This window comes from Sanguibacter sp. Z41_6 (assembly GCF_059621145.1).
On the sequence record NZ_JCAQIF010000007.1, the window covers coordinates 86899 to 112834 of the forward strand.

At 71.6% G+C, this 25936-nt stretch carries 17 protein-coding genes and 1 tRNA gene; 14 read left to right on the top strand and 4 right to left on the bottom strand.

Going from position 1 to position 25936, the window contains the following annotated elements; genetic code table 11:
* The first annotated feature begins 18 nt into the window (after positions 1-18).
* The 7 genes from metG to AC54T1_RS13880 all read left to right on the top strand — a co-directional run bounded on the left by metG (position 19) and on the right by AC54T1_RS13880 (position 9678).
* Complete coding sequence (metG, locus tag AC54T1_RS13850; RefSeq protein WP_496912293.1) at positions 19-1713, top strand: methionine--tRNA ligase; 1695 nt, start codon at positions 19-21, stop codon at positions 1711-1713.
* A gap of 2 nt (positions 1714-1715) precedes the next feature.
* Complete coding sequence (locus AC54T1_RS13855) at positions 1716-2633, top strand: TatD family hydrolase (RefSeq protein ID WP_496912294.1); 918 nt, start codon at positions 1716-1718, stop codon at positions 2631-2633.
* A gap of 154 nt (positions 2634-2787) precedes the next feature.
* A complete protein-coding gene (locus tag AC54T1_RS13860) occupies positions 2788-3951 on the top strand; it encodes a resuscitation-promoting factor (RefSeq protein WP_496912324.1) in 1164 nt (387 codons plus the stop codon).
* A gap of 394 nt (positions 3952-4345) precedes the next feature.
* Positions 4346-5881, top strand: a complete 1536-nt coding sequence (locus tag AC54T1_RS13865; RefSeq protein ID WP_496912295.1) for a resuscitation-promoting factor — start codon at positions 4346-4348, stop codon at positions 5879-5881.
* Between the two features lie 51 nt (positions 5882-5932).
* Positions 5933-6832 carry a 16S rRNA (adenine(1518)-N(6)/adenine(1519)-N(6))-dimethyltransferase RsmA gene (gene rsmA, locus AC54T1_RS13870; protein ID WP_484345840.1) on the top strand — a complete coding sequence of 300 codons (900 nt, stop codon included), beginning with the start codon at positions 5933-5935 and terminating at the stop codon, positions 6830-6832.
* The gene (locus AC54T1_RS13875) at positions 6829-7758 is read left to right on the top strand and encodes a 4-(cytidine 5'-diphospho)-2-C-methyl-D-erythritol kinase (protein WP_484345839.1); all 930 of its coding nucleotides are present in this window, start codon (positions 6829-6831) and stop codon (positions 7756-7758) included. Before rsmA ends, AC54T1_RS13875 begins: the two co-directional genes overlap by 4 nt.
* Before the next feature lie 48 nt (positions 7759-7806).
* Positions 7807-9678, top strand: a complete 1872-nt coding sequence (locus AC54T1_RS13880; protein ID WP_496912296.1) for an ABC-F family ATP-binding cassette domain-containing protein — start codon at positions 7807-7809, stop codon at positions 9676-9678.
* A gap of 27 nt (positions 9679-9705) precedes the next feature.
* On the opposite strand, the gene AC54T1_RS13885 is transcribed toward AC54T1_RS13880, so the two are convergent.
* The 4 genes from AC54T1_RS13885 to AC54T1_RS13900 form a co-directional block, all read right to left on the bottom strand.
* Positions 9706-10212: a MarR family winged helix-turn-helix transcriptional regulator gene (locus tag AC54T1_RS13885; protein ID WP_484345837.1), complete on the bottom strand. Its 507-nt coding sequence runs from the start codon at positions 10210-10212 to the stop codon at positions 9706-9708.
* A 64-nt stretch (positions 10213-10276) separates the two neighbouring features.
* Entirely contained in the window at positions 10277-11446 is a 1170-nt protein-coding gene (locus tag AC54T1_RS13890) for an ABC transporter permease (RefSeq protein WP_496912297.1), read from the bottom strand.
* A complete protein-coding gene (locus tag AC54T1_RS13895) occupies positions 11443-12378 on the bottom strand; it encodes an ABC transporter ATP-binding protein (RefSeq protein WP_496912298.1) in 936 nt (311 codons plus the stop codon). Before AC54T1_RS13895 ends, AC54T1_RS13890 begins: the two co-directional genes overlap by 4 nt.
* A gap of 85 nt (positions 12379-12463) precedes the next feature.
* The gene (locus AC54T1_RS13900) at positions 12464-13069 is read right to left on the bottom strand and encodes a TetR/AcrR family transcriptional regulator (RefSeq protein WP_484345936.1); all 606 of its coding nucleotides are present in this window, start codon (positions 13067-13069) and stop codon (positions 12464-12466) included.
* Positions 13070-13238: 169 nt separating this feature from the next.
* Here AC54T1_RS13900 and AC54T1_RS13905 point away from each other — a divergent pair.
* From AC54T1_RS13905 to AC54T1_RS13935, 7 genes are all read left to right on the top strand, one after another.
* Positions 13239-13310: transfer RNA gene (locus AC54T1_RS13905), tRNA-Gln, on the top strand.
* A 59-nt stretch (positions 13311-13369) separates the two neighbouring features.
* Positions 13370-15028 carry a bifunctional UDP-N-acetylglucosamine diphosphorylase/glucosamine-1-phosphate N-acetyltransferase GlmU gene (gene glmU / locus AC54T1_RS13910; protein WP_496912299.1) on the top strand — a complete coding sequence of 553 codons (1659 nt, stop codon included), beginning with the start codon at positions 13370-13372 and terminating at the stop codon, positions 15026-15028.
* Entirely contained in the window at positions 15028-16014 is a 987-nt protein-coding gene (locus AC54T1_RS13915) for a ribose-phosphate diphosphokinase (protein WP_484345833.1), read from the top strand. Before glmU ends, AC54T1_RS13915 begins: the two co-directional genes overlap by 1 nt.
* A 373-nt stretch (positions 16015-16387) precedes the next feature.
* Positions 16388-17014, top strand: coding sequence for a 50S ribosomal protein L25/general stress protein Ctc (locus AC54T1_RS13920; protein ID WP_484345832.1), 627 nt, complete (start codon positions 16388-16390; stop codon positions 17012-17014).
* A gap of 131 nt (positions 17015-17145) precedes the next feature.
* On the top strand, positions 17146-17745 hold the full coding sequence (gene pth / locus AC54T1_RS13925) for an aminoacyl-tRNA hydrolase (protein ID WP_496912300.1): 600 nt from the start codon (positions 17146-17148) through the stop codon (positions 17743-17745).
* A 183-nt stretch (positions 17746-17928) separates the two neighbouring features.
* Positions 17929-21579, top strand: a complete 3651-nt coding sequence (gene mfd, locus AC54T1_RS13930; protein ID WP_496912325.1) for a transcription-repair coupling factor — start codon at positions 17929-17931, stop codon at positions 21577-21579.
* A 262-nt stretch (positions 21580-21841) separates the two neighbouring features.
* Entirely contained in the window at positions 21842-25846 is a 4005-nt protein-coding gene (locus AC54T1_RS13935; RefSeq protein WP_496912301.1) for an endo-1,4-beta-xylanase, read from the top strand.
* Positions 25847-25936: the final 90 nt, after the last annotated feature.

Genomic DNA, 25936 nt, shown 5'->3' on the forward strand with positions numbered 1-25936 from the left:
CGCTCTACGATGGGGGCCATGGCCACCGCAGGAAACCCCGACTCCGCAGACCGGGGCGACGCCCCCAGCAGCCCCGCGTCGTTCTACCTGACGACCCCGATCTACTACGTCAACGACGCCCCGCACATCGGTCACGCGTACACGACCGTCGCGGCAGACGTCCTCACCCGGTGGCACCGGCAGCGCCAGGAGGACGTCTGGTTCCTCACCGGCACCGACGAGCACGGCCAGAAGGTCATGCGGACCGCCGAGGCGCACGGCGTGTCACCGCAGGAGTGGGCGGACCGGCTCGTCACGACGTCGTGGCAGCCCGTCCTCGGCACGCTCGACGTGCGCAACGACGACTTCATCCGCACGACGCAGGCGCGCCACACCACCCGCGTCCAGGCGTTCATCTCCGAGCTCTACGCCAAGGGCGAGATCTACGCGGGGTCCTACGAGGGTCCCTACTGCGTGGGCTGCGAGGAGTACAAGCTCCCCGGGGACCTCGTCGACGGCACCGGTGACCTCGCGGGGGAGAAGCTCTGCCCGGTCCACGGCCGTCCGGTCGAGATGCTCTCGGAGCAGAACTACTTCTTCCGCATGAGCGCCTACGCGGACCGCCTCCTGGCGCTCTACGAGGAGCACCCGGAGTTTGTGCAGCCCGCGAGCGCACGCAACGAGGTCATCGGGTTCGTCAAGCAAGGGCTGCAGGACCTGTCGATCTCCCGGTCGACGTTCGACTGGGGCATCCCGATCCCCTGGGACTCCGAGCACGTCCTGTACGTGTGGTTCGACGCGCTGCTCAACTACATGACGGCCGTCGGGCTCGGTGCGACGCCGGAGGACGACCCGGAGGCCGCTGCGCAGTTCGCCCGGCGCTGGCCCGCCGCGGTCCACCTCGTCGGCAAGGACATCCTGCGGTTCCACGCGGTCATCTGGCCGGCGATGCTCATGGCGGCGGGGCTGCCCCTGCCGGGCACGGTGTTCGCGCACGGCTGGCTGCTCGTGGGCGGCGAGAAGATGAGCAAGTCCAAGCTCACGGGTATCGCACCGAGCCAGATCATCGACCACTTCGGCTCCGACGCGTTCCGCTACTACTTCATGCGGGCGATCCCGTTCGGGTCGGACGGCTCGTTCTCGTGGGAGGACCTCTCCGCCCGGTACAACGCCGAGCTCGCCAACGGGTTCGGCAACCTCGCATCCCGCGTCGCGGCCATGATCGGCAAGAACTTCGGCGGGGTGCTGCCCACGGCTGGTCCGGCGACCCCCGCCGAGGAGGCGCTGCAGGCCGTCGCGGAGAAGGCCGTCGCCGACGCGGAGGCTGCCATCGACGCGATCTCGCCGAACGAGGCGATCAACGCCGTCTGGACGCTCGTCGACGCCACGAACATGTACCTCACGGAGACCGAGCCGTGGAAGGTCGCCAAGCAGCCCGGCGAGACGACGCCGGACGGCGGTGTCGACGGTGGGCGGCTCGCGACGATCCTCGTCACGGCTGCCGAGGCCCTGCGGGCGCTCGCGGTGCTCCTCAACCCGGTGGTGCCGCGCGCTGCGGAGCAGCTGTGGGTGCTGCTCGGCGCGGAGGAGCCGCTCGGCCCGCTCGGTGCTCAGCCCGTGGCGTCCGCGGCGCGGTTCGGGCTCCTGCCGCCGGGGACCCGGGTGACCAAGGGCGCTTCGCTCTTCCCGCGGCTCGAGGACCCGGTGGACGCGACCGCACCTGCCGCGGACTGAGCGTGGGACGACGACGCGAGCGGGACCTCAGCTGGCCCCCGGCACCGGACGCCCTGCCGCACCCGGTCGTCGACAACCACACCCACCTCGAGTCGATCAGCCACGTCCTGCCGGACACGGTGACCGCGCCGACGGTCGCGGAGCACGTCGCCGACGCGGCGGCCGTCGGGGTGACCCGCATGGTCCAGGTGGGGTGCGACCTGCCCTCGGCCCGGTGGACCGACGCGGTCGTCGGTGAGCACGGGGCGCTCCTGGGTGCCGTCGCGATCCACCCCAACGAGGCCCCGTTGCATGCTGGTGTCCGGGAGGTCGGCCCCGACGGGCTCGAGCCCGCGCCCGCCGAGCACCACACCACGGGGCTCGACGACGCGATCGCAGAGATCGCACGGATCGCTCGTGGCAACGACCGCGTGCGGGCGATCGGCGAGACGGGCATGGACCTGTTCCGTACGGGAGAGCGAGGTGCCCTGGTCCAGCGGGACGCCTTCCGTGCGCACATCGCCCTGGCGAAGGAGCTCGGACTGGCCCTGCAGATCCATGACCGCGACGCCCACGCGGAGGTCCTCGACATCCTCGAGGCAGACGGAGCCCCCGAGCGGACCGTGTTCCACTGCTTCTCCGGCGACGCGCAGATGGCCGAGCACTGTGCCGCCCGCGGGTGGTACCTCTCCTTCGCGGGACCCGTGACCTTCGCCTCGAACGACGGGCTGCGGGAGGCGCTACGTCGCACGCCGCCCGGCCAGGTGCTCGTCGAGACCGATGCCCCGTACCTCACACCGCACCCGTTCCGGGGACGTCCGAACGCGCCCTATCTCGTCCCGCACACCGTGCGCACCGTGGCGGCCGTGCACGGCCGGCCCCTGCACGACGTGTGTGCGAGCCTGTGGCAGACCTCCCACGAGGTGTACGGCGAGTGGTGAGCCCTCCGCGGACCCCTCCGCAGGGCCCTGAGGGGGGAGCGTCGGGGGCGCTGTACCGGCCGCCCGGTCGTCGGTTACCTTAAAGTGCCGGCCGCACCCGCCGATGAACCGGTAGGCCCAGAGAGAAGAAAGGACACCAGCGCCCGTGAATCCGATGCGTCCTGCTCGACGCACCGTCGCCATCGCTACGCGGACGCTGGTGGTCGCAGCGCTCGTGTCGGGGACGGCAGCGTTCACCTCCCTGCACAAGGACATCATGATCGAGGTGGACGGCGAGGCTCGCACGGTGACGTCGTTCGGACGGACGGTCGACGACGTGCTCGCGAGCCACGACGTCCGGGTCGGGGAGCGGGACGAGGTGGTCCCGGCGCACGACGCCACCGTCGCGGACGGTGACGTCATCGTCGTCCGGACGGTGAAGGACATCTCGGTGGAGATCGACGGACGTTCCCAGACGATCGAATCGACGGCGCTCACGGTCGGCGAGGTGCTCGACGACCTCGGGCCGCGCGTCGAGGGCGCGAGCGTGTCAGCCTCCCGGTCGGACTCCGCCGGTCGCGAGCCCCTGAAGATCTCGACCGTCAAGAACGTCGTCGTGGCGGTGGACGGCCAGCAGATCCCGGTGACGAGCAGCGCGTCGACGGTCCGTGACATGCTCGCCGAGCTCGGGGTGGTGCTGGATCCGGGGGACACGGTGTCGAGCGACCTGGACAGCGTGCCCGTGGACGGCCAGACGGTGACGATCGGGCGTGCGGCCTTCGGCAGCACCTCCGTCACCGAGGTGATCCCCTTCGCTGTCGAGGAGGTCCAGGACCCCGAAGCCCTCGCCGGCACCCGCACCGTGACGCGCCCCGGCCGGGTCGGCCGCGCTGTGACGACCTACGACGTCACCGTCGTCGACGGCGTCGAGACCCAGCGCACGGTGACGGCGCAGAGCGTCATCGCGGTGCCCGTCAACGAGATCGTGGCCGTGGGCACGCTCGTCCTGCCGGACCCGGCGAGCGTCGTCGTCGACCCGGACTCGGCACGCCAGCTGGGCAGGTCCCTGGCGGCGGAGGCCGGCTGGGACGAGGCGCAGTTCCAGTGCCTCGACTCCTTGTGGACGAAGGAGAGCAACTGGCGCGTGACGGCGGACAACCCGTCGAGCAGCGCGTACGGGATCCCGCAGGCACTGCCGGGCAGCAAGATGGCGAGCGCCGGACCTGACTGGGAGACGAACGCCGCGACGCAGATCACGTGGGGCCTGGGGTACATCGAGTCGCGCTACGGCACGCCGTGCAGCGCGTGGGCCCACTCGAAGGCCCACAACTGGTACTGAGGCGGGTGAAACCGCAGTGTGGTGAAGGCCACACCGCGGCGCCCGGGTGAGCAGAGGCGATCGGCGGTAGCGCTGTGGCCTGCACTGCTGGCCCGCACGACCGGTGCCTGCGCGCCGCCCGGACCCGCCCGTCGTGGTGCCGCCGGTGTGACCGGGACCGCTTCCCCCTTGGCTCATGGTCACAGATCGGTTACGGTCGATTGTCGGCCTGGCGCCCGTCTGTGCAGATCTGCAGAGCGGACGAGGGCGACACCGGTGTGGCCGCAGTCGCGGACGAGCACACCGCACGATGGCCGGATCAGGACTGTGGTGCCTCCGCCAGGAGGCCGCGGCGTGCCGCGACGACAGCCCTGTGCCCGGAAGGCTCCACGTCTGGACACCTGTGAAGAATCCTGTGAGCGCACTGCGCGCCAGTCTGACCCGCTCCACCCCCGCGCCCGCTGCAGGCGCGCCCGACGACGCGGACCTCGCGCCGGGCGCCACGCCGACCGCCGTTGCTGCGGCCGAGGACGCCGCGCTGCACGACGCGCCGTCCGGTGCCCACCGTCGTACCTCGCGCCGCGCCCTGCCCATCGTCCTCGGCGGCCTCGTCCTCGCGCTCGGCGCAGGCGGATCCGCCGTCTACGCGGACGCCCACAAGACCATCACGCTGGACGTCGACGGCCAGCTCACCACCGTGACGACGTTCGCGGGCTCCGTCGAGGGCATCCTCGACGAGCAGGGTGTCGCCGTGGACGACGGCGACGTCGTCGCACCGTCCCTCGACGCGGAGCTCACCGAGTCCTCGGACGTGGTGGTCCGGTACGCCCGTGACATCACGCTCCTCGAGGACGGCCAGCCCACGACCCTCACGACGACGGCCGTGGACGCCGACGAGCTCCTTGCCTCCTACAGCGGCCGCGGCACCGACGTGCGCCTCGTCGCCTCGCGGTCGGACGCCGCCGGTCGGACCGACCTCGGGCTGCGCCTGAGCGTCGATGGTCCTGTCAACCTCGACGTGGACGGCGAGACCCGCACGGTCGAGGACGGCTCCGTGGGGGTCGACACGATCCTCGAGGACGAGGGCATCGAGCTCGGCGAGCTCGACCGTGTCTCCGTCCAGCACCTGCCGACGCCTGAGGCGCTGCGCGCCCAGGAGCTCCTTGCCCAGCGTGAGGCGCAGGAGGCCGCCGCTGCGGCGGTGGACCCGGCCGCTCCTGCCGACCCCGCTGCGCCCGTCGACCCCGCCGCTCCTGTCGACCCCGCGACGCCCGCGGCCGACGAGCCCGCGGACGTCGTCGCCGACCCCCGCGTGAACGAGACCGCCCTGACGATCGTCGTCGACCGCGTCGCCGTCGTCGAGGAGGTCGTCACGACCCCGGTGCCGTTCGAGACGGTCACCCAGGAGGACCCGGAGCGGTTCAAGGACCTTCCGGTCGTCACTGCCACCGAGGGTGTCGAGGGCGTCCACACGACCGTCCACAGCGTGACGATGGTCGACGGGGTCGAGGAGTCCCGGACGCTCGTGTCCGATGCTCAGACGACGCCGCCCGTGGCCAAGGTCCTCGTGCAGGGCACCAAGGAGCGGCCGAAGCCCGCTCCCGCAGCCCCGAAGCGCTCGACGACCAGTGACGCGACGACGGCTCCGTCGGGTGGCTCGTCCACCACGACCCCCACCCCGGCCGCTCCCGCCGAGCCTGCCCCGGTGAGCGGTGACGTGTGGTCGCAGCTCGCGCAGTGCGAGTCCGGTGGCCGCGCCGACGTCGTGAGCTCGAACGGCCTCTACCACGGCCTCTACCAGTTCTCGGTAGGCACGTGGAAGTCCGTCGGCGGCACGGGTCTGCCGTCCCAGGCGAGCGCGGCCGAGCAGACCCGCCTCGCCCAGGTCCTGCAGGCGCGGTCCGGCTGGGGCCAGTGGCCGCACTGCTCGTCGAAGCTCGGGCTGCGCTGACCCGCACCCCACGGTGATCGACGGGGGCATCGACCCTCTAGGCTCGTGACCATGAACGACACCCCAGGCGCCCTGCTCGGTCCGGTACAGATCCGCGACCTGGCAGGGCGTCTTGGCGTCCGACCCACGAAGACGCTGGGCCAGAACTTCGTGCACGACGCCGGGACGGTCCGCAAGATCGTGCGCTCCGCGGGGCTCCGGCCCGGCGAGCGCGTCGTCGAGGTGGGACCGGGACTCGGGTCGCTCACCCTCGGGCTCCTCGAGGCAGGAGCGAGCGTCGTCGCCGTCGAGATCGACCCGGTGCTGGCCGCCGAGCTGCCCACGACGGTCGCGCGCATGGCGCCTGCCGAGGCCGACCAGCTCACCGTCGTGCTGCAGGACGCGCTCACGGTGCGGGAGCTGCCCGGCCCGCCCCCGACCGCTCTCGTCGCGAACCTTCCCTACAACGTCGCCGTCCCGGTCCTGCTGACGTTCCTCGAGCACTTCACCTCGCTCGAGCGTGTTCTCGTCATGGTCCAGGCGGAGGTCGCGGACCGGCTGGCGGCCCCGCCCGGGAGCCGCACCTACGGCATCCCGTCGGTCAAGGCGGCGTGGTACGCATCCGCGCGGCGCACGTCGACGATCGGCCGCTCGGTGTTCTGGCCCGTGCCCAACGTCGACTCGGCGCTCGTGCTGCTCGAGGCACGACCGCACCCGACGACGACAGCCACGCGTGAGCAGGTGTTCCGCGTCGTCGACGCGGCGTTCGCCCAGCGGCGCAAGACGCTGCGCGGTGCGCTCGCGGGGATCGCGGGCTCGCCGGCGGCCGCCCAGGCCGCCCTCGAGGCCGCAGGCGTCGACCCGGGCGCCCGCGGAGAGCGACTGACGATCGAGGAGTTCGCCCGGGTGGCGGAGGCGCTGGCCGCCGCCGGGGCGCCCGCGACGGCCCGACCTGGCACAGTGGACCAGTGACCCCGCACCCGCACCTGACGAGCGTCGGGCCTCCGACGGTCCGGGTCCGCGCTCCCGGCAAGGTCAACCTCTCGCTCCACGTCGGATCGCCAGGCCCGGACGGGTACCACCCTCTGACGACCGTGTTCCAGGCGGTCTCGCTCTTCGAGGACGTCACGGTCGCCGAGGCGGACGACCTCACCGTGAGCGTCACGGGTCCCGGGGCGGACGACGTGCCGCTCGACGAGACGAACCTCGCGCTCCGCGCTGCTCGTGCGCTCCTCGAAGCGACGGGCGTCGAGCGTGGCGCCGCACTCGAGATCGTCAAGGGCGTGCCCGTCGCCGGGGGCATGGCAGGAGGCTCCGCGGACGCGGCCGCCACACTCCTGGCGCTCGACGCGCTCTGGTCGACAGGTCTGGGGCGCGAGGAGCTCACCGAGATCGCCAGCACCCTCGGCGCGGACGTGCCGTTCGCGCTGCACGGGCACACCGCGGTGGGCACCGGTCGCGGCGACACGCTCACGGCGGCGATGGCCCGCGGCCAGTTCCACTGGGCGTTCGCCCTGCGCGCGCAGGGGCTGTCCACGCCCGAGGTGTTCCGGCACTTCGATGCGTCGGATCGCCGGCCCACGGAGCCGGACCCGAGCGCGGACACCGAGCTCATGGCGGCGTTGCGGGCAGGTGACGCCGTCCGGCTGGGGCTGGCCCTGTCCAACGATCTCCAGGAGTCCGCCGTGGATCTCGCACCCGACCTCGCCGACACGCTCGGCGTCGCACGCTCCGCCGGCGCGCTCGGTGCGATCGTCTCGGGCTCCGGCCCGACGGTCGCCGCTCTCGGGCGCACGAGGCAGCACGCGCTCGCCCTCGCGGCAGCCATGACCCTCGAGGGCGTCTGCGCGTCCGCGGTCTGTGCCGCGGGCCCCGTGCCGGGCGCCCGCATCCTCTGAACCGACCCATCCCCGCGTGCCTCCGGGCGCGCGCGACGAAAGAAGCACATGGCTCACCTCCTGGGCGCTGACGGCATCCGTGTCGTCGCGGGAACCCGCACCCTCCTCGACGACGTCAGCCTCGGTATCGACGACGGCGACCGCATCGGCGTCGTCGGACCCAACGGCGCGGGCAAGTCGACACTCATGCGGCTGCTCGCCGGACACACGACACCCGATGCCGGCCGGGTCACCCAGGTCGGCGGGCTCAGCGTGGGCATGCTCGACCAGCGTGACGAGCTCGTCCCCGGCCGGTCGGTGCGTGACGTCGTGCACGGCGACGCGCCGGAGCACACCTGGGCGACGGACGCACGGATCCGCTCGGTGCACGCCGGTCTCCTCGCCGATCTCGACCTTGACCAGGACGCCGACGCCCTCTCCGGCGGCCAGCGCCGACGCGTGGCGCTCGCGGCGCTGCTCGTCGCCGAGCACGACGTGATCTTCCTCGACGAGCCCACCAACCACCTCGACGTCGAAGGTGTGGCGTGGCTCGCCGAGCACCTGCGGGACCGGTTCTCGCGCCCCGGTGCTCGGGGCGCGCTCGTCGTCGTCACGCACGACCGCTGGTTCCTCGACGCCGTCTGCACGCGGATGTGGGAGGTCACCGGCGACGGGACCGGGGCCGTCGAGGGCTACGAGGGCGGATACGCGGCGTACGTGCTCACCCGGGCCGAGCGCGCCCGGGCGGCCGCGGTCACGGCCGACAAGCGCAACAACCTCCTGCGCAAGGAGCTGGCGTGGCTGCAGCGGGGTGCTCCGGCGCGGACGTCGAAGCCGAAGTTCCGCCTCGACGCCGCAGCGGCGCTCATCGCTGACGAGCCTGCTCCCCGGGATCCGCTCGAGCTCACCCGGATGGCCACGAAGCGCCTCGGCAAGGACGTCCTCGACCTCGAGGACGTCACTCTGCGCGTCCCGACCGCAGACGGGACGCCCGACCCGGACGGGCGGGTGCTGTTCGACCACGTCACGTGGCGCCTCGGACCGGGGGACCGGTACGGGATCGTCGGGGTCAACGGGGCCGGGAAGACGACTCTCCTCAAGCTCCTGTCCGGGCGGGCCGAGCCCGACGCGGGGCGCGTCAAGCGGGGCAAGACGATCGAGGTCGCCGAGCTCACGCAGGACGTCGACGAGCTCGACACGGTCGGCGGCATGCGGGTCCTCGAGGTCATCGAGAACGAGAAGCGGACCGTGGCTGTCGACGGCAAGGAGCTCACGGCTGCCCAGCTCGTCGAGCGCCTCGGCTTCACGCGGGACCGCGCATCGACCCTCGTCCGCGACCTCTCCGGTGGAGAGCGTCGACGACTCCAGCTCCTCCGGCTGCTGGTGGGGGAGCCCAACGTCCTGCTGCTCGACGAGCCGACGAACGACCTCGACACCGACACCCTCGCCTCGCTCGAGGACCTGCTCGACGGGTGGCCGGGCACCCTCATCGTCGTCTCCCACGACCGGTACCTGCTCGAGCGGGTGTGCGACCGGCAGGTCGCGCTCCTGGGTGACGGGACGATCCGGGACCTGCCGGGTGGCGTCGAGCAGTACCTCGAGCTGCGCCGCGGGGCGGCTCCGCGGGGTTCGGGCGGTCCGGGGAGCATGGGAGGCGCGTCCACCGGAGTCCCCGGTGGCGCGGCTCCGGCGTCCGGGGGCGGGGAGGGGACACCCGCGCCGGGTGGTGCCGAGGTGCGTGCGGCGAAGAAGGAGCTCAACCGGATCGAGCGCCGCCTGTCGAAGATCGCGGAGCTCGAGGCGAAGGTCCACGCGAAGATGGCTGCGCAGGCGACGGATCATGCCGCGGTAGCCGCGCTCGATGCGGAGCTGCGCACCCTCGCGGCGGAGAAGGACGACCTCGAGGCCGAATGGCTCGAGCACGCGGAGATCGCCGGCTGACCCTTCCGGGCGCCCGTGGGCGAGCGGTCAGCCGAGGGTGTCGAACTGGGCGACGAGGCGTCGCAGCAGGTCCGCGAGCGCGGGCTGGTCGCCGGGGGCCAGGGCGGCGAGGACCTGGTGCTCGACGTCGAGGAGGTCGCTCAGCGCGGCGTCGACCCGCTCGAGACCGCTGGGGGTCAGGCGGACGAGGACCCCGCGGCGGTCGTCCGGCGAGGGTTGACGCTCGACGAGCCCGCGGGCCTCGAGGCGGTCGATCCGGTTGGTCATGGTCCCGCTCGTCACCATCGTCTGGGTGACGAGGGCACCGGGGGACAGGACGTGCGGGGGCCCCGTGCGTCGCAGCGCGGAGAGCACGTCGAACTCCCACGGCTCGAGCTGGTTGCCCGCGAAGGCGCCGCGGCGTGCGACGTCGAGGTGCCGGTCGAGGCGGCTCACCCGGGACAGGACGGCGAGCGGTGTGATGTCGAGGTCCGGGCGCACCCGTCCCCAGGCCGCGATGATGCGGTCGACCTCGTCCTCGTGCGTCGGCTCCATGGGTCGAGATTACTTGACGTCAAGACTCTTGATGGCCGATCCGGAGCGCGCGGCCCCCGCACCGTCAGCTGGCGCGCAGCGCATCCCGGATCGCGACCCTGCTCCCGGTGCGGAGCACGGCGTTGCCGTAGACGCGGCCGGCGAACCACACGAGCAGAGGGATCACCGCGACATTGACGGCGAGCACGGCGAGCACCTGCCAGCCCGGGACCGTGCCCGTCGCCACCCGGATTGGCATGATGAGGGGCGCGGTGAACGGCAGGCAGGAGAGCCACTCGACGAGGGGGTTGTCGGGGGCGTACGGCGCGATCGAGATGCCGACGATGTACGGCGCCATCATGAGGACCAGCACCGGCGAGGTCACGGTAGCCACCTCCTCCTGCCGGGAGACGAGCGCCCCGAGTGCCGCGTAGAGGAGCGCATACATCGTGAAGCCCACGACGAACCACGCGAGCGACCAGGCGGCCGTGGCGCCGAGGTCCACCTCGATGTCCTCCGCGAGGCCGAACCCGAGCACCCCCGCGAGGACGGCGCCGCCGAGGATGACGATCTGCGCGAGCCCGATCACGCCGATCCCGACGACCTTGCCAGCCATGAGCTGCCAGGGGCGGACGGTGGAGAGCAGCAGCTCCACGACCCGGCTCGTCTTCTCCTCGACCACACCCTGGGCGACCATCTGCCCGCAGATCTGAAGGGCGAGGAAGAGCAGGATCCCCGAGATCAGCCCGAACGCCGTCTGGGATCCGTCGACCTCGCGCGGGGGGTCGAGGCGCTCGACATCGAGCGCGACCGACGCCATCGCGGTCCCGACGGCGGTGGGGTCCCCGCCGAGCGCCTCGATCTCGTGCGCGAGAGCGGACTGCTGAGCGACCGCCGTCAGCACGGTCTCGAGGGACGGGTCGAGCTCGGAACGCGTGACCACGGTGACGTCCTCGTCGCTCACCATGTCCCGTCCCTCGTCCTCGGTCACGATCTCGGTCTTCACCGTGACCCCGAAGGCCTCCGCCGTGGACGTGAGCGCCTGGGTGAGCTCGCCGTCCTGGGTGACGCCGACCGCGAGGGTGTCCTCCGCGGACAGGATGAGCTTCGCCGCGAAGCTGCCGGCGAGGATGAGGGCGACGAGCACCACCGTCGTCCACAGGAGGGACTTCGTCCGGGCACGCTGGACGATCTCGCGCCCGGCGACGAGCCGGACCGAGGGCCACGCGTCGAGCGGGCGGCCTGCGCGGCTCATGAGAGGACCCCCTCGGTGGTGGTGTGCGCGGGACCTCCGGTGCTCACCACGTCGCGGTACAGCTCGGTCAGCCGGGGGCGCTGCCGGGAGAACTCCAGGACCGGGCCGGTCGCGAGGGCGCCGCGCAGCAGCACCTGCTCGGCGTGCGGGGCGGGCGCGACCTCCGCGACGGTACGGGAGCCGGTCTCGGACAGGACGGTCACGCCGGGCAGCGAGCGTGCCCAGCCGGCCTGCGCGCCGGGGGCGTCGACGACCCACCGCGGTGCGCTCGTCGAGCGCAGCTCGTCGACGGAGCCGACCGCGACCATGGACCCGGCGGAGATGATCCCCACCCGGTCGCACAGGCGCTCCACGAGGTCGAGCTGGTGGGACGAGAAGATGACCGGCGCACCCGCGTCCGCGCGGCGCCGCAGGACCTCGCTCATGACGTCGACGGCGACGGGGTCCAGGCCGGAGAAGGGCTCGTCGAGGACGAGCACCTCGGGGTCGTGGACGAGGGCCGCGGCGAGCTGGACGCGCTGCTGGTTGCCGAGGGAGAGCTTCTGCACCTCGTCGTCGCGTCGGGCGGCGACCCCGAGCGTGTCGGTCCACGTCTCCATCGCTGACCGGGCCTGCGGCGCCCCCAGGCCGTGCAGGCGGGCGAGGTACACGAGCTGCTCGCCGACCTTCATCTTCGGGTAGAGACCCCGCTCCTCGGGCATGTACCCGACGCGCCGTCGTGCAGCGAGGTCGAGCGGCGTGCCGCCGAGCCGGACCTCGCCGGAGTCGGCTGCGAGGACCCCCAGGATGATGCGCATCGTCGTCGACTTGCCGGCGCCGTTGGAGCCGACGAAGCCGAAGATCTCCCCGGGAGCCACGGTGAAGGACACCGAGCGCAGGGCCTGCAGGGACCCGTAGGACTTCGTGACGCGGTCGACCTCGAGAGCGGGCACGGGCGTCCTCCCATCGGGGGTCGCTACAGAGCCAAGCGCACCGACGGGTCCCTGCGCAAGACCCTCCTCCGGGCGGGGCCGCGGGTCAGCGCGTCGCGCCGGGCCGCAGGATGGGGTCGCGCTCGAGGCCGGCCAGCCCGTTCCAGGCGAGGTTGACGAGGTGCGCGGCGACCTCGGCCTTGTCCGGGCTGCGCGCGTCGAGCCAGTACTGACCTGTGAGCGCGACCATGCCTACGAGCATCTGTGCGTACAACGGCGCGATGCCGGGATCGAGGTCCCGTCGGTCGAACTGCTCGGCGAGCAGGTGCTCGACCTGGGTGGCGACGTCACCGATGAGGCTGGAGAAGGTTCCGGTGGCCTGGGCGACGGGGGAGTCACGGACGAGGATGCGGAACCCGTCCTCGGAGGACTCGATGTAGGCGAGCAGGGCGAGCGCGGTGCGCTCGACGAGCACCTTCGGGTGGCCCCCGGCGGTGAGCGCCCCGGTGAGCGCAGCCGTGAGCCCTTCGATCTCGCGGTCGACGATGACGGCGTAGATCCCTTCCTTGCCGCCGAAGTGCTCGTACACGACGGGCTTGGACACCTCGGCGCGAGCGGCGATCTCCTCGACGCTCGTCCCCTCGAAGCCCTTCATGGCGAACAGGGAGCGGCTGACGTCCAGCAGCTGTTCGCGGCGCTCCTTGGCTGTCATGCGGGCGCGGGGAGCGCGCTTGTTGTCCGGAGGCACGCATACATCATGCCGGACGCCGATCGATCCCGAGCGTTTGGACGGACCAAAAATCCTGGCAGAATGAGTGGCGGACCCTCGACGGGCGGTGCCCTCACGGCGTCCGGACCGCCACCTGATCGAAGGTCGTCCTTCCGCCTTGGTGTAATCGGCAGCACAAGGGTTTTTGGTGCCTTTAGTCCAGGTTCGAGTCCTGGGGGCGGAGCTGGCGTCGCGGTCGCGGCGCTTCCAGGCAGTTGATCTCGAGCACCCGGGAGTCCATTCGTGACCACCGCTCAACCGGCGGCAGTAGTCGTCCTCGCTGCAGGCGAAGGGACGCGGATGCGTTCCTCGATCCCCAAGGTCCTGCACACCCTCGGCGGCCGGAGCATGCTCGGCCACGCCCTCGCTGCCGCTCGCGGCCTCGACCCCGCCCGCGTCGCGGTCGTCGTCCGGCACGAGCGTGACGCCGTGGCCGAGCACGCCACCACGGTCGACCCGCAGGTCCTCGTCGTCGACCAGGACGACGTGCCCGGCACCGGCCGGGCCGTGCAGTGCGCGTTGAGCGTGCTCGACGCCGCCGCCCACGCGCAGGCTGCCCAGGCGGGAGTGCCCGAGGGGGCCGAGGGGCGCGGTCTCGGGGACGGCGTCGAGGGGCCGGTCGTCGTCATCGCGGGCGACATCCCGCTGCTCGACTCCGGCACGCTCGCGGAGCTGCTCGCCGCGCACGTCGCGGACGGCAACGCCGTCACCGTCCTGACGACCGAGGTCGACGACGCGACCGGGTACGGGCGCATCGTCCGCGACCCGCAGACCGGCGAGGTCCTGTCGATCGTCGAGCACCGGGACGCCAGCCCGGAGCAGCGCAGCATCCGTGAGATCAACTCGTCGATCTACGTCTTCGACGCGAAGGTCCTGCGCCACGGGCTCAGGGGCCTCGACCGGGACAACTCGCAGGGCGAGGTCTACCTCACCGACGTCCTCGCCATCGCCCGGGGCGAGGGCGGTGCGGTCCGCGCGGTCCGCACGGACGACCCGTTCGTCGTCGAAGGCGTCAACGACCGCGGACAGCTCGCCGTCCTGCGCGCCGAGCTCAACCGGCGTGTCCTCGCCGACTGGATGACGGCGGGGGTCACCGTCGTCGACCCCGCCACGACGTGGATCGACGTCGACGTCGAGCTCGAGCGTGACGTGACGATCCTGCCCGGCACCCAGCTGCTCGGCTCGACCGTCATCAGCGAGGGTGCGACCGTCGGACCCGACACGACCCTCACCGACGTCCGGGTGGGCGCCCATGCCACCGTCGTGCGCACCCACGCCACCGGCGCGGTCGTCGGTGACGACGCGAGCGTCGGCCCGTTCGCCTACCTGCGGCCCGGCACGGTGCTCGGGACGAGCGGCAAGATCGGCACCTTCGTGGAGACGAAGAACGCGACGATCGGCGACGGCTCCAAGGTCCCGCACCTGTCCTACGTCGGCGACGCGACCATCGGCGAGCACACGAACATCGGCGCGGCCACGATCTTCGTCAACTACGACGGCGTGAGCAAGCACCACTCGACCGTCGGGTCGTTCTCCCGGACGGGCGCGGACAACCTCTTCGTCGCCCCCGTGCACATCGGCGACGGCGTCTACACGGCCGCCGGTTCGGTCATCCGCAACGACGTGCCCTCCGGGGCGCTCGCCGTCTCGGCCGGGACGCAGCGCAACATCGAGGGCTGGGTCGAGCGCCGTCGTCCCGGGACCGACGCTGCCCGGGCCGCGGAGCGCATGCGCGCCGAGATCGACGGTCCGGTCTCCGCCCTCGGAGCCCAGGCGCGCGCGGAGCGCGCCCAGGCGGACCACCAGGCGACCCTGCCCGTGCCCACCCCCCCGACCGCTACCCACGAGCAGGCGACGCCGTCGTCCGCGACCGGTGGCACCACAGAAGGACGCCGCGACTGATGGTCACCGGAATCACCTCTCCCGACGGCGAGAAGCGCCTCGTGTTCGTCTCCGGACGGGCCCACCTCGAGCTTGCCCAGGACGTCGCCCGCGAGCTCGGCACGGCGCTGCTCCCCACCACGGCCTACGACTTCGCGAACGGCGAGATCTACGTGCGGTTCGGCGAGAGCGTGCGCGGGGCGGACGCGTTCGTCCTGCAGTCGCACACAGCGCCGATCAACCAGTGGATCATGGAGCAGCTCATCATGGTCGACGCCCTCAAGCGTGCGTCCGCCAAGACCATCACCGTGGTGCAGCCCTTCTACGGCTATGCCCGCCAGGACAAGAAGCACCGTGGGCGCGAGCCGATCTCGGCGCGACTCATGGCGGACCTGTTCAAGACGGCCGGGGCGGACCGGCTCATGAGCGTGGACCTGCACACCTCGCAGGCGCAGGGGTTCTTCGACGGCCCCGTCGACCACCTGTGGGCCATGCCGCTGCTCACCGACTACGTGCGCACCCGCGTCGATCTCGCGAACGTCGCGGTCGTGTCCCCGGATGCCGGACGCATCCGGGTGGCGGAGCAGTGGGCCGCCAAGCTCGGCGACGCCCCCCTCGCGTTCATCCACAAGACGCGCGACATCAACGTGCCGAACCAGTCCGCAGCGAACCGCGTCGTCGGTGAGGTCGAGGGGCGCAGCTGCGTCCTCGTCGACGACCTCATCGACACCGGCGGAACCATCGCTGCTGCCGTGCGGGTCCTGCTCGACGCGGGCGCCAAGGACGTCATCGTCGCCGCGACCCACGGCGTGCTCTCGGACCCGGCCGCGCAGCGCCTGAGCGAGTGCGGCGCCCGCGAGGTCATCGTCACGGACACGCTGCCGATCACCCCGGACAAGCAGTTCGACAAGCTCACCGTCCTGTCGATCGCGCCCCTGCTGGCCCGTGCCATCCGCGAGGTCTTCGACGACGGGTCGGTCACGTCGCTGTTCGAGGGCAACGCCTGACAGCTGCTGCCACGTGCGGTGACGCCGCACCGTCCCGCGCCGGGCTGTCCCGCCCCGTCCCCCTGCCGTCCGGAGTTCGACGACGCGGGGGCGGGGCGGGTACAGTGATGCGGTTGCCTCGGCGAGGGACGTCTGACGGGCAGGTGCTGCGAGCACCGCCACTGTCAGGACGGTGACGGCTCGACCGTCACGGATTCCGTAATCGACTGGGCGGTCGCATCCTGCGCGTCCGTCATGTGTCCCGCGCCGATGCAGCCGCCCACCATCGAGGGGCCCGGCGAGGACGTCGCGCACCCGCCCCCGAGCACCTTCCCGCTGTCAGTCGACGACCCCCCACCGGTGGTCCGCCCGTCCCACACTTCTTGGAGTTCCTGTGTCAGAGATCAAGCTCGTCGCCGAGGCCCGCACCGAGTTCGGCAAGGGCGCCGCGCGCCGCGTCCGCCGCAACAACCAGGTCCCCGCCGTCCTGTACGGCCACGGCACCGCGCCCCTGCACGTCGCCCTGCCCGGCCACCAGACGATGCTCGCGCTCAAGCACGCGAACGCCCTGTTCGAGATCGAGCTCGACGGCGCGGTCGAGCTGGCCATCGTCAAGGACGTCCAGCGTGACCCGGTCAAGTCGGTCATCGAGCACGTCGACCTCCTCATCGTCAAGCAGGGCGAGAAGGTCAACGTCGAGATCGCCGTGAACATCGTCGGTGAGGCCGCTCCCGGCACCATCCACATCGTCGAGATCCAGACGCTCCTCGTCGAGGCGCTCGCCACGAACCTCCCGGAGTCCATCGACCTGTCGATCGACGGCCTCGCCGCAGGCGCGCGCGTCCGCGCAGGGGATGTCGCGCTGCCCGAGGGCGCGGTCCTCATCGGCGACCCCGAGCAGACGATCGTCACCGTCACGGCACCGCAGGACAACTCGGCCGACGACGAGGCCGCTGCCGAGGTCGCCGCGACCCAGGCCGCTGCCTCCGCCTCCGCAGCCGAGACGGCTGCCGGCCTCTGATGCCAGCGGGCTGCCGCTGACCCCCGGGTCCGCAGCAACCCACCGCGGGGCGCGAGCCCCGGGATGATGCGCCCGGTGCCGATGGTGCCGGGCGCATCGTCGTCCTTGACGAGTGACGCGGGAGCAAGAACATGTCGGATGATCTGTGGCTCGTCGTCGGGCTGGGGAACCCCGGTCCGCAGTACGCGGGCAACCGGCACAACGTGGGCCAGATGGTCCTGGACGTCCTCGCGGAGCGGTACGGGGCGCGGTTCGCCGCCCACCGGGCGCGGGCGCTCGTGGCCGACGCCCGGCTCGGCACGCTGCCGGGCGGTGCGCCGGGACCACGAGTGATCCTCGCCAAGCCGAGCACGTACATGAACACCTCGGGCGGTCCGGTGGCCGGCCTCGCCCAGTACTTCGACGTCGCTCCGGCGAACGTCCTCGTCGTCCACGACGAGGTCGACATCGGGTTCGGTGACATCAAGTGCAAGGTCGGCGGCGGCGAGGGCGGCCACAACGGTCTGCGGGACATCACGAAAGCGCTCGGGACGCGCGACTACGTGCGGGTCCGCGCCGGGGTCGGGCGACCACCCGGGCGCATGGACACCGCGGACTTCGTCCTCAAGGACTTCTCCGCGGTCGAGCGCAAGGAGCTCCCGTTCCTCCTCGACGATGCGGCGGACGCGGTCGAGATGATCCTCACGCAGGGGTTGCTGGCCGCGCAGGGGAAGTTCCACACGAAGGCGTGATCGGACGCACGGGGCGGCTGCTCGGAACCGCCGTGTCGCGTTCCGTCCGGCGGTGAAACGGAGTCCCACCGACCGCGTGCTGCAGGTCGGTGACCGGACGTAGGCTTGGACGAGAGCCGGGATCGATCGAGATCCGGGCTTCTTCGCGTGCCCGGACCGTCTGTCGTCGACCACAAGGACATCATGAACCTCACGGGAATCCTGCCGGCTCTCCTCGCTGACCCCGGCGCGGCCGCCGCCGTCGAGCAGGTGCCGGCGCGGGGCTTCCTCGACGTCGTCGGACCGGTCGGGACGCGCCCGCCGCTGCTTGCGGCGATGGCCGGGGCGAGGGCGAGCGACGGCCCCGTCCCGGCCGCCGGGGCGGCCGGGTCGCGGCCGCTCGTCGTCGTCACCGCCACGGGGCGGGAGGCGGACGACCTCGCCGCTGCTCTGCGGTGCTACCTCCCGTACGACGACGTCGCGGTGCTGCCCGCCTGGGAGACGCTCCCGCACGAGCGGCTCTCGCCGCGGTCGGACACCGTGGCCCGGCGGCTCGCGGTCTTCCGGCGGCTCGCCCACCCCTCGGCCGACGGCGGCATGACGGGGGCGATCCGCGTGCTCGTCATGCCTGTGCGTGCGCTGCTGCAGCCGGTCGTCGGTGGGCTGGGCGACCTCGAGCCGGTGCGCCTGGAGGTCCGGGACCGAGCGGACCTGTCGGAGGTCGCGGACCGGCTCTCCGCGGCCGCCTACGCGCGCGTGGACATGGTCGAGCGGCGCGGCGAGTTCGCCGTGCGCGGTGGCATCCTCGACGTCTTCCCGCCGATCGAGGACCACCCGCTGCGCATCGAGTTCTGGGGCGAGGACGTCGAGGAGATCCGCTGGTTCGCGGTCGCGGACCAGCGCAGCCTCGAGGTCGCCGACCACGGGCTGTGGGCCCCGCCCTGCCGGGAGATGCTGCTCACGGACGAGGTGCGGGACCGGGCGGCGGCGCTCGTCGAGCAGCTCCCGGGGGCGGAGGAGATGCTCACGAAGATGGCCGCGGGCATCGCCGTGGAGGGCATGGAGTCGCTCGCGCCGGTGCTCGTCGACTCGATGGTCCCCGTCCTCGATCTCGTGAGCGACGAGAGCCTCGTCGTGATCTCCGAGCCCGAGAAGGTCCGGCGCCGTGCGTTCGACCTCGTCTCGACGACCGAGGAGTTCCTCGCCGCGGCCTGGACGGGCGCGGCCGCGGGCGGCAGCTCGCCCATCAACCTCGGCGCGGCGTCGTTCGCGACCATCGAGCAGGTGCGGGACACCGCTGCCCGGCGCGGGTTCGGCTGGTGGACGCTCAGCGCGTTCGCACTCGACGACCCCTCGGCGCCGGACGTCTCGGACGGCGCGGACGACCTGCGGCCCGGCCTCCAGGACGGCGCGCAGACGCTCCGGATCGCCGCCCGGGACGTCGAGAGCTACCGCGGCGACGTGCAGCGCGCGCTCGACGACATCCGCGGGCTGCAGAGCGCCGGTTGGCGCCTCGTGCTCACGACCGAGGGCCACGGCCCCGCCAAGCGCATGGTCGAGCAGCTCAGCGGGGCGGACACACCGGCGCGCCTCGTCGGCGAGATCACGGCCGAGCCCGAGGGCGGCGTCGTGCTCGTCACGCCCGCCCCGGTCGGACCCGGTTTCGTCGCACCCGAGCAGCGGCTCGCCGTGTTCTCCGAGTCCGACCTCACGGGGCGCTCGGGGTCCTCGACGCGGGACATGCGCAAGATGCCCTCGAAGCGGCGCAACGTCGTCGACCCCTTGCAGCTGCGGCCGGGCGACTTCGTCGTCCACGAGCAGCACGGCGTCGGCCGGTTCGTGGAGCTCGTGCAGCGCACGCTCGGCGCTGGTGCGAACGCGGCCGTGCGCGAATATCTCGTCATCGAGTACGCGCCGTCGCGCAGGGGGCACCCGGGGGACCGCCTCTATGTGCCGACGGACCAGCTCGACCAGGTGACGAAGTACACCGGTGGCGAGTCGCCGTCCCTCAACAAGATGGGGGGCTCCGACTGGGCGAAGACGAAGGGCCGGGCGAAGAAGGCGATCAAGGAGATCGCGAGCGAGCTCATCCGCCTGTACTCCGCGCGCATGGCGACGAAGGGGCACCCCTTCTCCCCGGACACCCCCTGGCAGCGAGAGCTCGAGGACGCCTTCGCGTACATCGAGACCCCCGACCAGCTCGCGACGATCGACGAGGTCAAGGCGGACATGGAGAAGACGGTCCCGATGGACCGTCTCGTGTGCGGTGACGTCGGCTACGGCAAGACGGAGATCGCGGTGCGCGCGGCGTTCAAGGCGGTGCAGGACGGCAAGCAGGTCGCCGTCCTCGTGCCGACGACGCTCCTCGTCCAGCAGCACTACGACACGTTCTCCGAGCGGTACGCGGGCTTCCCGGTCGTCGTCAAGGGACTGTCCCGCTTCCAGACCGACAAGGAGGCCAAGGAGGTCATCGACGGCCTCGCGGAGGGCACGGTGGACGTCGTCATCGGCACCCACCGGCTGCTGTCCGGGTCCATCCGCTTCAAGGACCTCGGCCTCGTCGTCGTCGACGAGGAGCAGCGGTTCGGTGTCGAGCACAAGGAGAAGCTCAAGCAGCTGCGGACCAACGTCGACGTCCTCGCGATGAGCGCGACGCCGATCCCGCGCACGCTCGAGATGGCCGTGACGGGTATCCGGGAGATGTCCACCCTCGCGACGCCCCCCGAGGAGCGCCACCCGATCCTCACGTACGTCGGCGCGTACGACGAGAAGCAGATCAGCGCGGCCATCCGCCGCGAGCTGCTGCGCGAGGGTCAGGTGTTCTACGTCCACAACAAGGTCGAGTCGATCGACCGGACGGCCGCGCGCCTGCACGAGCTCGTCCCGGAGGCCCGCATCGAGGTGGCGCACGGGAAGATGGGCGAGCACCAGCTCGAGCGCGTGATCATGGACTTCTGGGAGAAGAAGTTCGACGTGCTCGTCTGCACGACGATCATCGAGACCGGGCTGGACATCTCCAACGCCAACACCCTCATCCTCGAGCGCGCCGACATGCTCGGCCTGTCACAGCTGCACCAGCTGCGCGGACGTGTCGGGCGCGGTCGGGACCGCGCGTACGCGTACTTCCTCTACCCGCCCGAGCGGCCTCTCACGGAGACCGCGCACGACCGCCTCGCGACGATCGCCGCCAACACCGACCTCGGGTCGGGCATGGCCGTCGCGCTCAAGGACCTCGAGATCCGCGGCGCCGGGAACCTGCTCGGCGGCGAGCAGTCGGGGCACATCGCGGGGGTCGGGTTCGACCTCTACATCCGCATGGTGGGGGAGGCCGTCGCGTCCTTCCGCGGGGAGGTCGAGGAGGAGGCGCCGGAGGTGACGATCGAGCTGCCCGTCGATGCACACCTGCCGCACGACTACATCGCGCACGAGCGGCTCCGCCTCGAGGCGTACCGCAAGATCGCTGCCGCGCAGGACGACGCGGCGCTCGCGGACATCCGCGCGGAGCTCGTCGACCGATACGGACCGGTCCCGGAGATGGTGGGGAACCTGTTCGACGTCGCGGCGTTCCGCAACCATGCGCGCGCGGCGGGCCTCTCGGACGTCACGTCCCAGGGGAAGTTCGTGCGGTTCGCGCCGGTCGATCTCGCGGAGTCGGCGGAGCTGCGCCTCAAGCGCCTCTACCCGGGCGCGATGGTCAAGCCAGCGACCCGGACGATCCTCGTGCCCTTCCCGACGACGGCGCGGATCGGTGGGCGACCGTTGCGCGGGGCGGAGATCCTCACCTGGGCGACCGAGCTCATCGATGCCGTCATCGTCGGGAACGTGGGTGCCGCTGCGGCCGTCGGCACGCGGTAAGGCGGCGATGAACGTCGAACTGTCCGGTATGTGGTAGCAGAATCGGAGCGAAACTTTCGGGTTCGTCACGGGAGGGTCACGCGCTCTTGCGGGGGAGTTTTCACCCCCGTAAGGTGCCCCGTGTCCCCTTTTGGGCATCGGACTCGCAAAGGAGCGTGTGATGATCTCGCCCGCACAGATCGAAACTTTCGGAAAGGGTAGAGCTGAGCCGCGACACGCACGCGCTCAAGCCTCCCCCGGAAGAAGCAGGATCGCGGCCCTCGTGGCTGCCGCAGTCGTAGCAGCGCCCCTCGCAATCCTTCCCATCACCTCGGCGCAGGCTGCTGACGTCGACATCCTCTCCAACGACTTCGAGACCACCTACGAGCCGTGGGCACCACGGGGTGCCGCGAAGCTGGCACTCTCACCCGAGGCGCACACGGGCAGCAGCAGCCTGCTCGTCACGGACCGCGCCGACACATGGCAGGGCACCGCTACCTCCCTCACCGGTCTGCTCGCGCCCGGCGAGGAGTACGACGTCTCCGCCTGGGTCCGGCTGCCCGCCGGCTCCACCGCGGACACGCTGAAGTTCACCGTCGAGGAGACCCCCTCGGACTACGTCACGGTGGCCGAGGCCACGAACGTCGGCGACTCGTGGGTCGAGCTCTCCGGCACCTACACGATGCCCGCCACAGCGACCGGCGCGCTGCTCTACCTCGAGGCGGGCAGTGCAGCCACGTCGTTCATGGTGGACGACGTCGTCATCAACGGCCCCGAGCGTCCCGCCGGCGGCGGCGAGGCTCCCGCCGAGCCCACGAGCCCTGTCGTCACCCCGGTGACCGCCGCACGGGGCTCGGGCAACGTGTCCGCCCTGACGTTCGACGACGGTCCCAACGGCCAGACCACGGCTGACCTCCTCGACTTCCTCGAGACGCAAGACATCCAGGCGACGTTCTGCGTCATCGGCGAGAACATCCAGAAGCCGGGCGGCGCGGAGCTGCTCCAGCGGATGGTCGACGAGGGCCACGTCCTGTGCAACCACACGACCGGCTACGCCGACCTCGGCAGCGCGTCCGAGGCCGACATCGAGGCCGACCTCCGGGAGAACCTCGACATCATCCGCGAGGCGCTCGGCGACCCGACGGCGCCCGTACCGTTCTTCAGGGCGCCCAACGGCAGCTGGGGTGCGACCCCGGCCGTCGCCGTGCGCCTCGGCATGCAGCCGCTCGAGGTCACGAACACGATCAGCGACTGGGAGACCCAGGACCTCGCCACGCTGACCGCGAACCTCCGCGCCAGCATGAGGGCGGGCGAGATCGTGCTCGTGCACGACGGTGGCGGCGACCGGAACAACAGCGTCGCCGCGGTGCGGACCGTCGTGGCGGAGCGTCTCGCTCAGGACTGGGAGTTCACCCTCCCCGTCGGAGCCGACGCGACCGGAATCCCGGCCGAGCCGGAGACTCCCGTGGCAGACCCCGGGCTCAGCAACGACTTCGAGACCGGGCTCGGTGCCTGGGGCGTGCGCGGTGAGGGCGGCGACGCCCAGGCCGTCGCTGCGCTCGACGACGACGGCCGCAACGGTGGGCAGGCAGCCCTCGTGTCCGGTCGCACGAACCCCTGGAACGGCCTCCAGGCAGACGTCGTCGACGTCCTCCAGCCCGGAGCCTCCTACAGGGTCTCCGCCTGGGTGAAGATGGCGGCGGGGGCCAGTGCCGCCGACGTCAACCTCAGCCAGCAACGCGGTCTCGCGGACGCCACGACCTACTCGCAGGTCGCTTCCGCGACCAACGTCCAGAGCGGCGCGTGGCAGCAGATCTCCGCCACGTACACGGCCCCCTCCACCGCCGACCAGCTGCTGCTCTACTTCGAGACGGCGGCAGGGACGTCCTCGTTCCTCGTCGACGACATCGTCGTCACCGCGATCAACCCCGGCGACGAGACTCCCGTGCAGACGGACATCCCGTCCCTGAACGACCTCGACGACCCGCTCCCGTGGCCCCTCGGCGTCGCGATCGACGCTCGCGAGACCGACGGGCAGGGCGAGGTCCTCGTCACGAAGCACTTCGACCAGATCACGGCCGAGAACGCGATGAAGCCTGAGGCGATCCAGCCCACCGAGGGTGAGTTCAACTTCGCTGGCGCTGACGCGCTGGTGGACTTCGCGGTCGAGAACAACATGCGCGTCTACGGGCACACGCTCGTGTGGCACAGCCAGACGCCTGAGTGGTTCTTCAACAACGCTGCCGGTGAGCCCCTGACCAACAGCGCAGCAGACCAGGCGATCCTCCGTGACCGCATGAAGACGCACATCGACACCGTGGCGGACCACTACCGCACGAAGTACGGGGAGTTCGGCTCCGCCACCAACCCGATCGTCGCGTTCGACGTCGTCAACGAGGCGATCGACGAGTCCCAGTCCGACGGCCTGCGCAAGAGCCGCTGGTTCCAGGTGCTCGGCGAGCAGTACCTCGACCTCGCGTTCGAGTACGCGAGCGACGCGTTCAACGGCGGCCAGGTGGGCGGACCCGTCACCCTGTTCATCAACGACTACAACACCGAGCTGCCCGGCAAGCGCCAGGCGATGGTCAACGTCGTGGAGCGCATGCTCGAGCGTGGCGCGCCCGTCGACGGCATGGGACACCAGTTCCACGTCAGCCTCGCGACGCCGATCGCGCAGATGAAGGCCAGCATCGACGCCTTCGCCGAGACCGGCCTCGTGCAGGTCGTCACGGAGCTCGACGTCGGGGTCAACGGCGAGGCGACCCCGGAGCGGCTCGTCCAGCAGGGGTACTACTACGCGGATCTGTTCGACATGCTCCGTGAGTACCCCGACCTGTTCTCCGTCACTCTCTGGGGACCGGACGACGCGCGCACCTGGCGCACCGGGGAAGCCCCCCTGGTGTTCGACGAGGAGCGCCAGGCCAAGCCCGCCTTCTGGGGCATCGCCGACCGCAGCGAGCTGCCGGCTCTCACCCGCCAGGTCACCACCCACCAGGCCGACCTCACGGTCGAGCCCGGCGTGGTCGACGACATCGAGTGGGCGCTGCTCCCGCTGACGGAGATCGAGTCGAGCGACGCCGGGACCACCGGCTTCCAGCTGCGCTGGGACGAGGGTCGACTTCTGGCCTACGTCCAGGTGCAGGACCCCACGGACGACGGCGCCGCCGACACGGTGACGCTGTTCGCCGGTGACACCTCGCTCGAGGTCGCGCGTGACGGATCCACCGCCGGCACCCAGGTGGTCAGCACGGAGACCGGGTACACCGTCGTCGCCGAGCTCGCCGTCGACGGCATCACCCGTGACTCCACCGTGCCGTTCGACGTCCGCATCGCCGACGGTGGCACCGGTGAGCTCGTGTCGTGGAACGACCTCACGCACAACCAGGAGGACGGTTCCGCGCTCGGCACCGCCGTGCTCGTCGAGCCCGTCGGCTACGTGGCCATCCCGCGTGCCGAGGGCGACGTGACCATCGACGGTGAGATCGAGGAGGCCTGGGCCGGTGCCGCTGTCGTGAGCACCGACACCCAGGTCGAGGGCGAAGCAGAGGGTGGAGCGACCGCCACGGTCCGCACCCTGTGGACGGAGGGCGTGCTGCACCTCCTCTTCGAGGTCACCGACGACGAGCTCGACAAGTCGGCCATCGACGCCTACCTGCAGGACTCGGTCGAGTTCTTCGTCGACCCGACCAACGCGAAGTCCGGTCCGCTCAACCCGGCGGACGGCCACTACCGGGTCAACTTCGACAACGAGCAGTCGTTCGGCGGTGACCCCACCGTCATCGGCGACAACCTCCAGAGCGCGACGGCGATCACGGACACGGGGTACATCGTCGAGGCGTCCGTCCAGCTCACCGAGCCGGAGGAGGTCGCCCTCGCCGCAGCGGCGGAGGACGGCCCGTTCATCGGTGTCGAGTTCCAGGTCAACGACGCGACGCCCGGCAACACGGCGCGCACCTCGGTGCGGTCGTGGAGCGACCCGACGGGCAACTCCTACCAGGACACGAGCCGTTGGGGGGTGGGGCAGCTCGTCGAGACCCTCGACGTCGTGGTCCCGACCGACCCGACCGACCCGACCGACCCGGTCGTGCCGCCGGAGGACGGGACCGACCCGGGCACGGCCCCTGCGGCAGGTCCTGCCGGCCCCGGAGCTGGCGACGCGCCGCGCTCGGGTGGATCGCTCGCCCTCACCGGTGCCGAGCTCACCGGGGCGCTCCTCGCCCTGGCGCTGCTCGTCGGTGTCGGCGCTGCCCTCGTCCGGTACCGACGTCGGGGGCTTGACGGCGCATAGGTGGTGACACCTGCCCTGACCGAGTGACACCGCGGGCCCTGACCTCATCCGAGGTCAGGGCCCGCGGTGCGTCCGGAGGAGGGCTGCCGC

What these genes read in the sequence shown, in the direction of transcription:
- metG (WP_496912293.1), top strand. Translation starts at nt 19, where the DNA reads ATGGCCACCGCAGGAAACCCCGACTCCGCAGACCGGGGCGACGCCCCC.
- AC54T1_RS13860 (WP_496912324.1), top strand. Translation starts at nt 2,788, where the DNA reads ATGCGTCCTGCTCGACGCACCGTCGCCATCGCTACGCGGACGCTGGTG.
- rsmA (WP_484345840.1), top strand. Translation starts at nt 5,933, where the DNA reads ATGAACGACACCCCAGGCGCCCTGCTCGGTCCGGTACAGATCCGCGAC.
- AC54T1_RS13880 (WP_496912296.1), top strand. Translation starts at nt 7,807, where the DNA reads ATGGCTCACCTCCTGGGCGCTGACGGCATCCGTGTCGTCGCGGGAACC.
- AC54T1_RS13885 (WP_484345837.1), bottom strand. Translation starts at nt 10,212, where the DNA reads ATGGAGCCGACGCACGAGGACGAGGTCGACCGCATCATCGCGGCCTGG.
- AC54T1_RS13890 (WP_496912297.1), bottom strand. Translation starts at nt 11,446, where the DNA reads ATGAGCCGCGCAGGCCGCCCGCTCGACGCGTGGCCCTCGGTCCGGCTC.
- AC54T1_RS13900 (WP_484345936.1), bottom strand. Translation starts at nt 13,069, where the DNA reads ATGACAGCCAAGGAGCGCCGCGAACAGCTGCTGGACGTCAGCCGCTCC.
- AC54T1_RS13915 (WP_484345833.1), top strand. Translation starts at nt 15,028, where the DNA reads ATGGTCACCGGAATCACCTCTCCCGACGGCGAGAAGCGCCTCGTGTTC.
- pth (WP_496912300.1), top strand. Translation starts at nt 17,146, where the DNA reads ATGTCGGATGATCTGTGGCTCGTCGTCGGGCTGGGGAACCCCGGTCCG.
- mfd (WP_496912325.1), top strand. Translation starts at nt 17,929, where the DNA reads ATGAACCTCACGGGAATCCTGCCGGCTCTCCTCGCTGACCCCGGCGCG.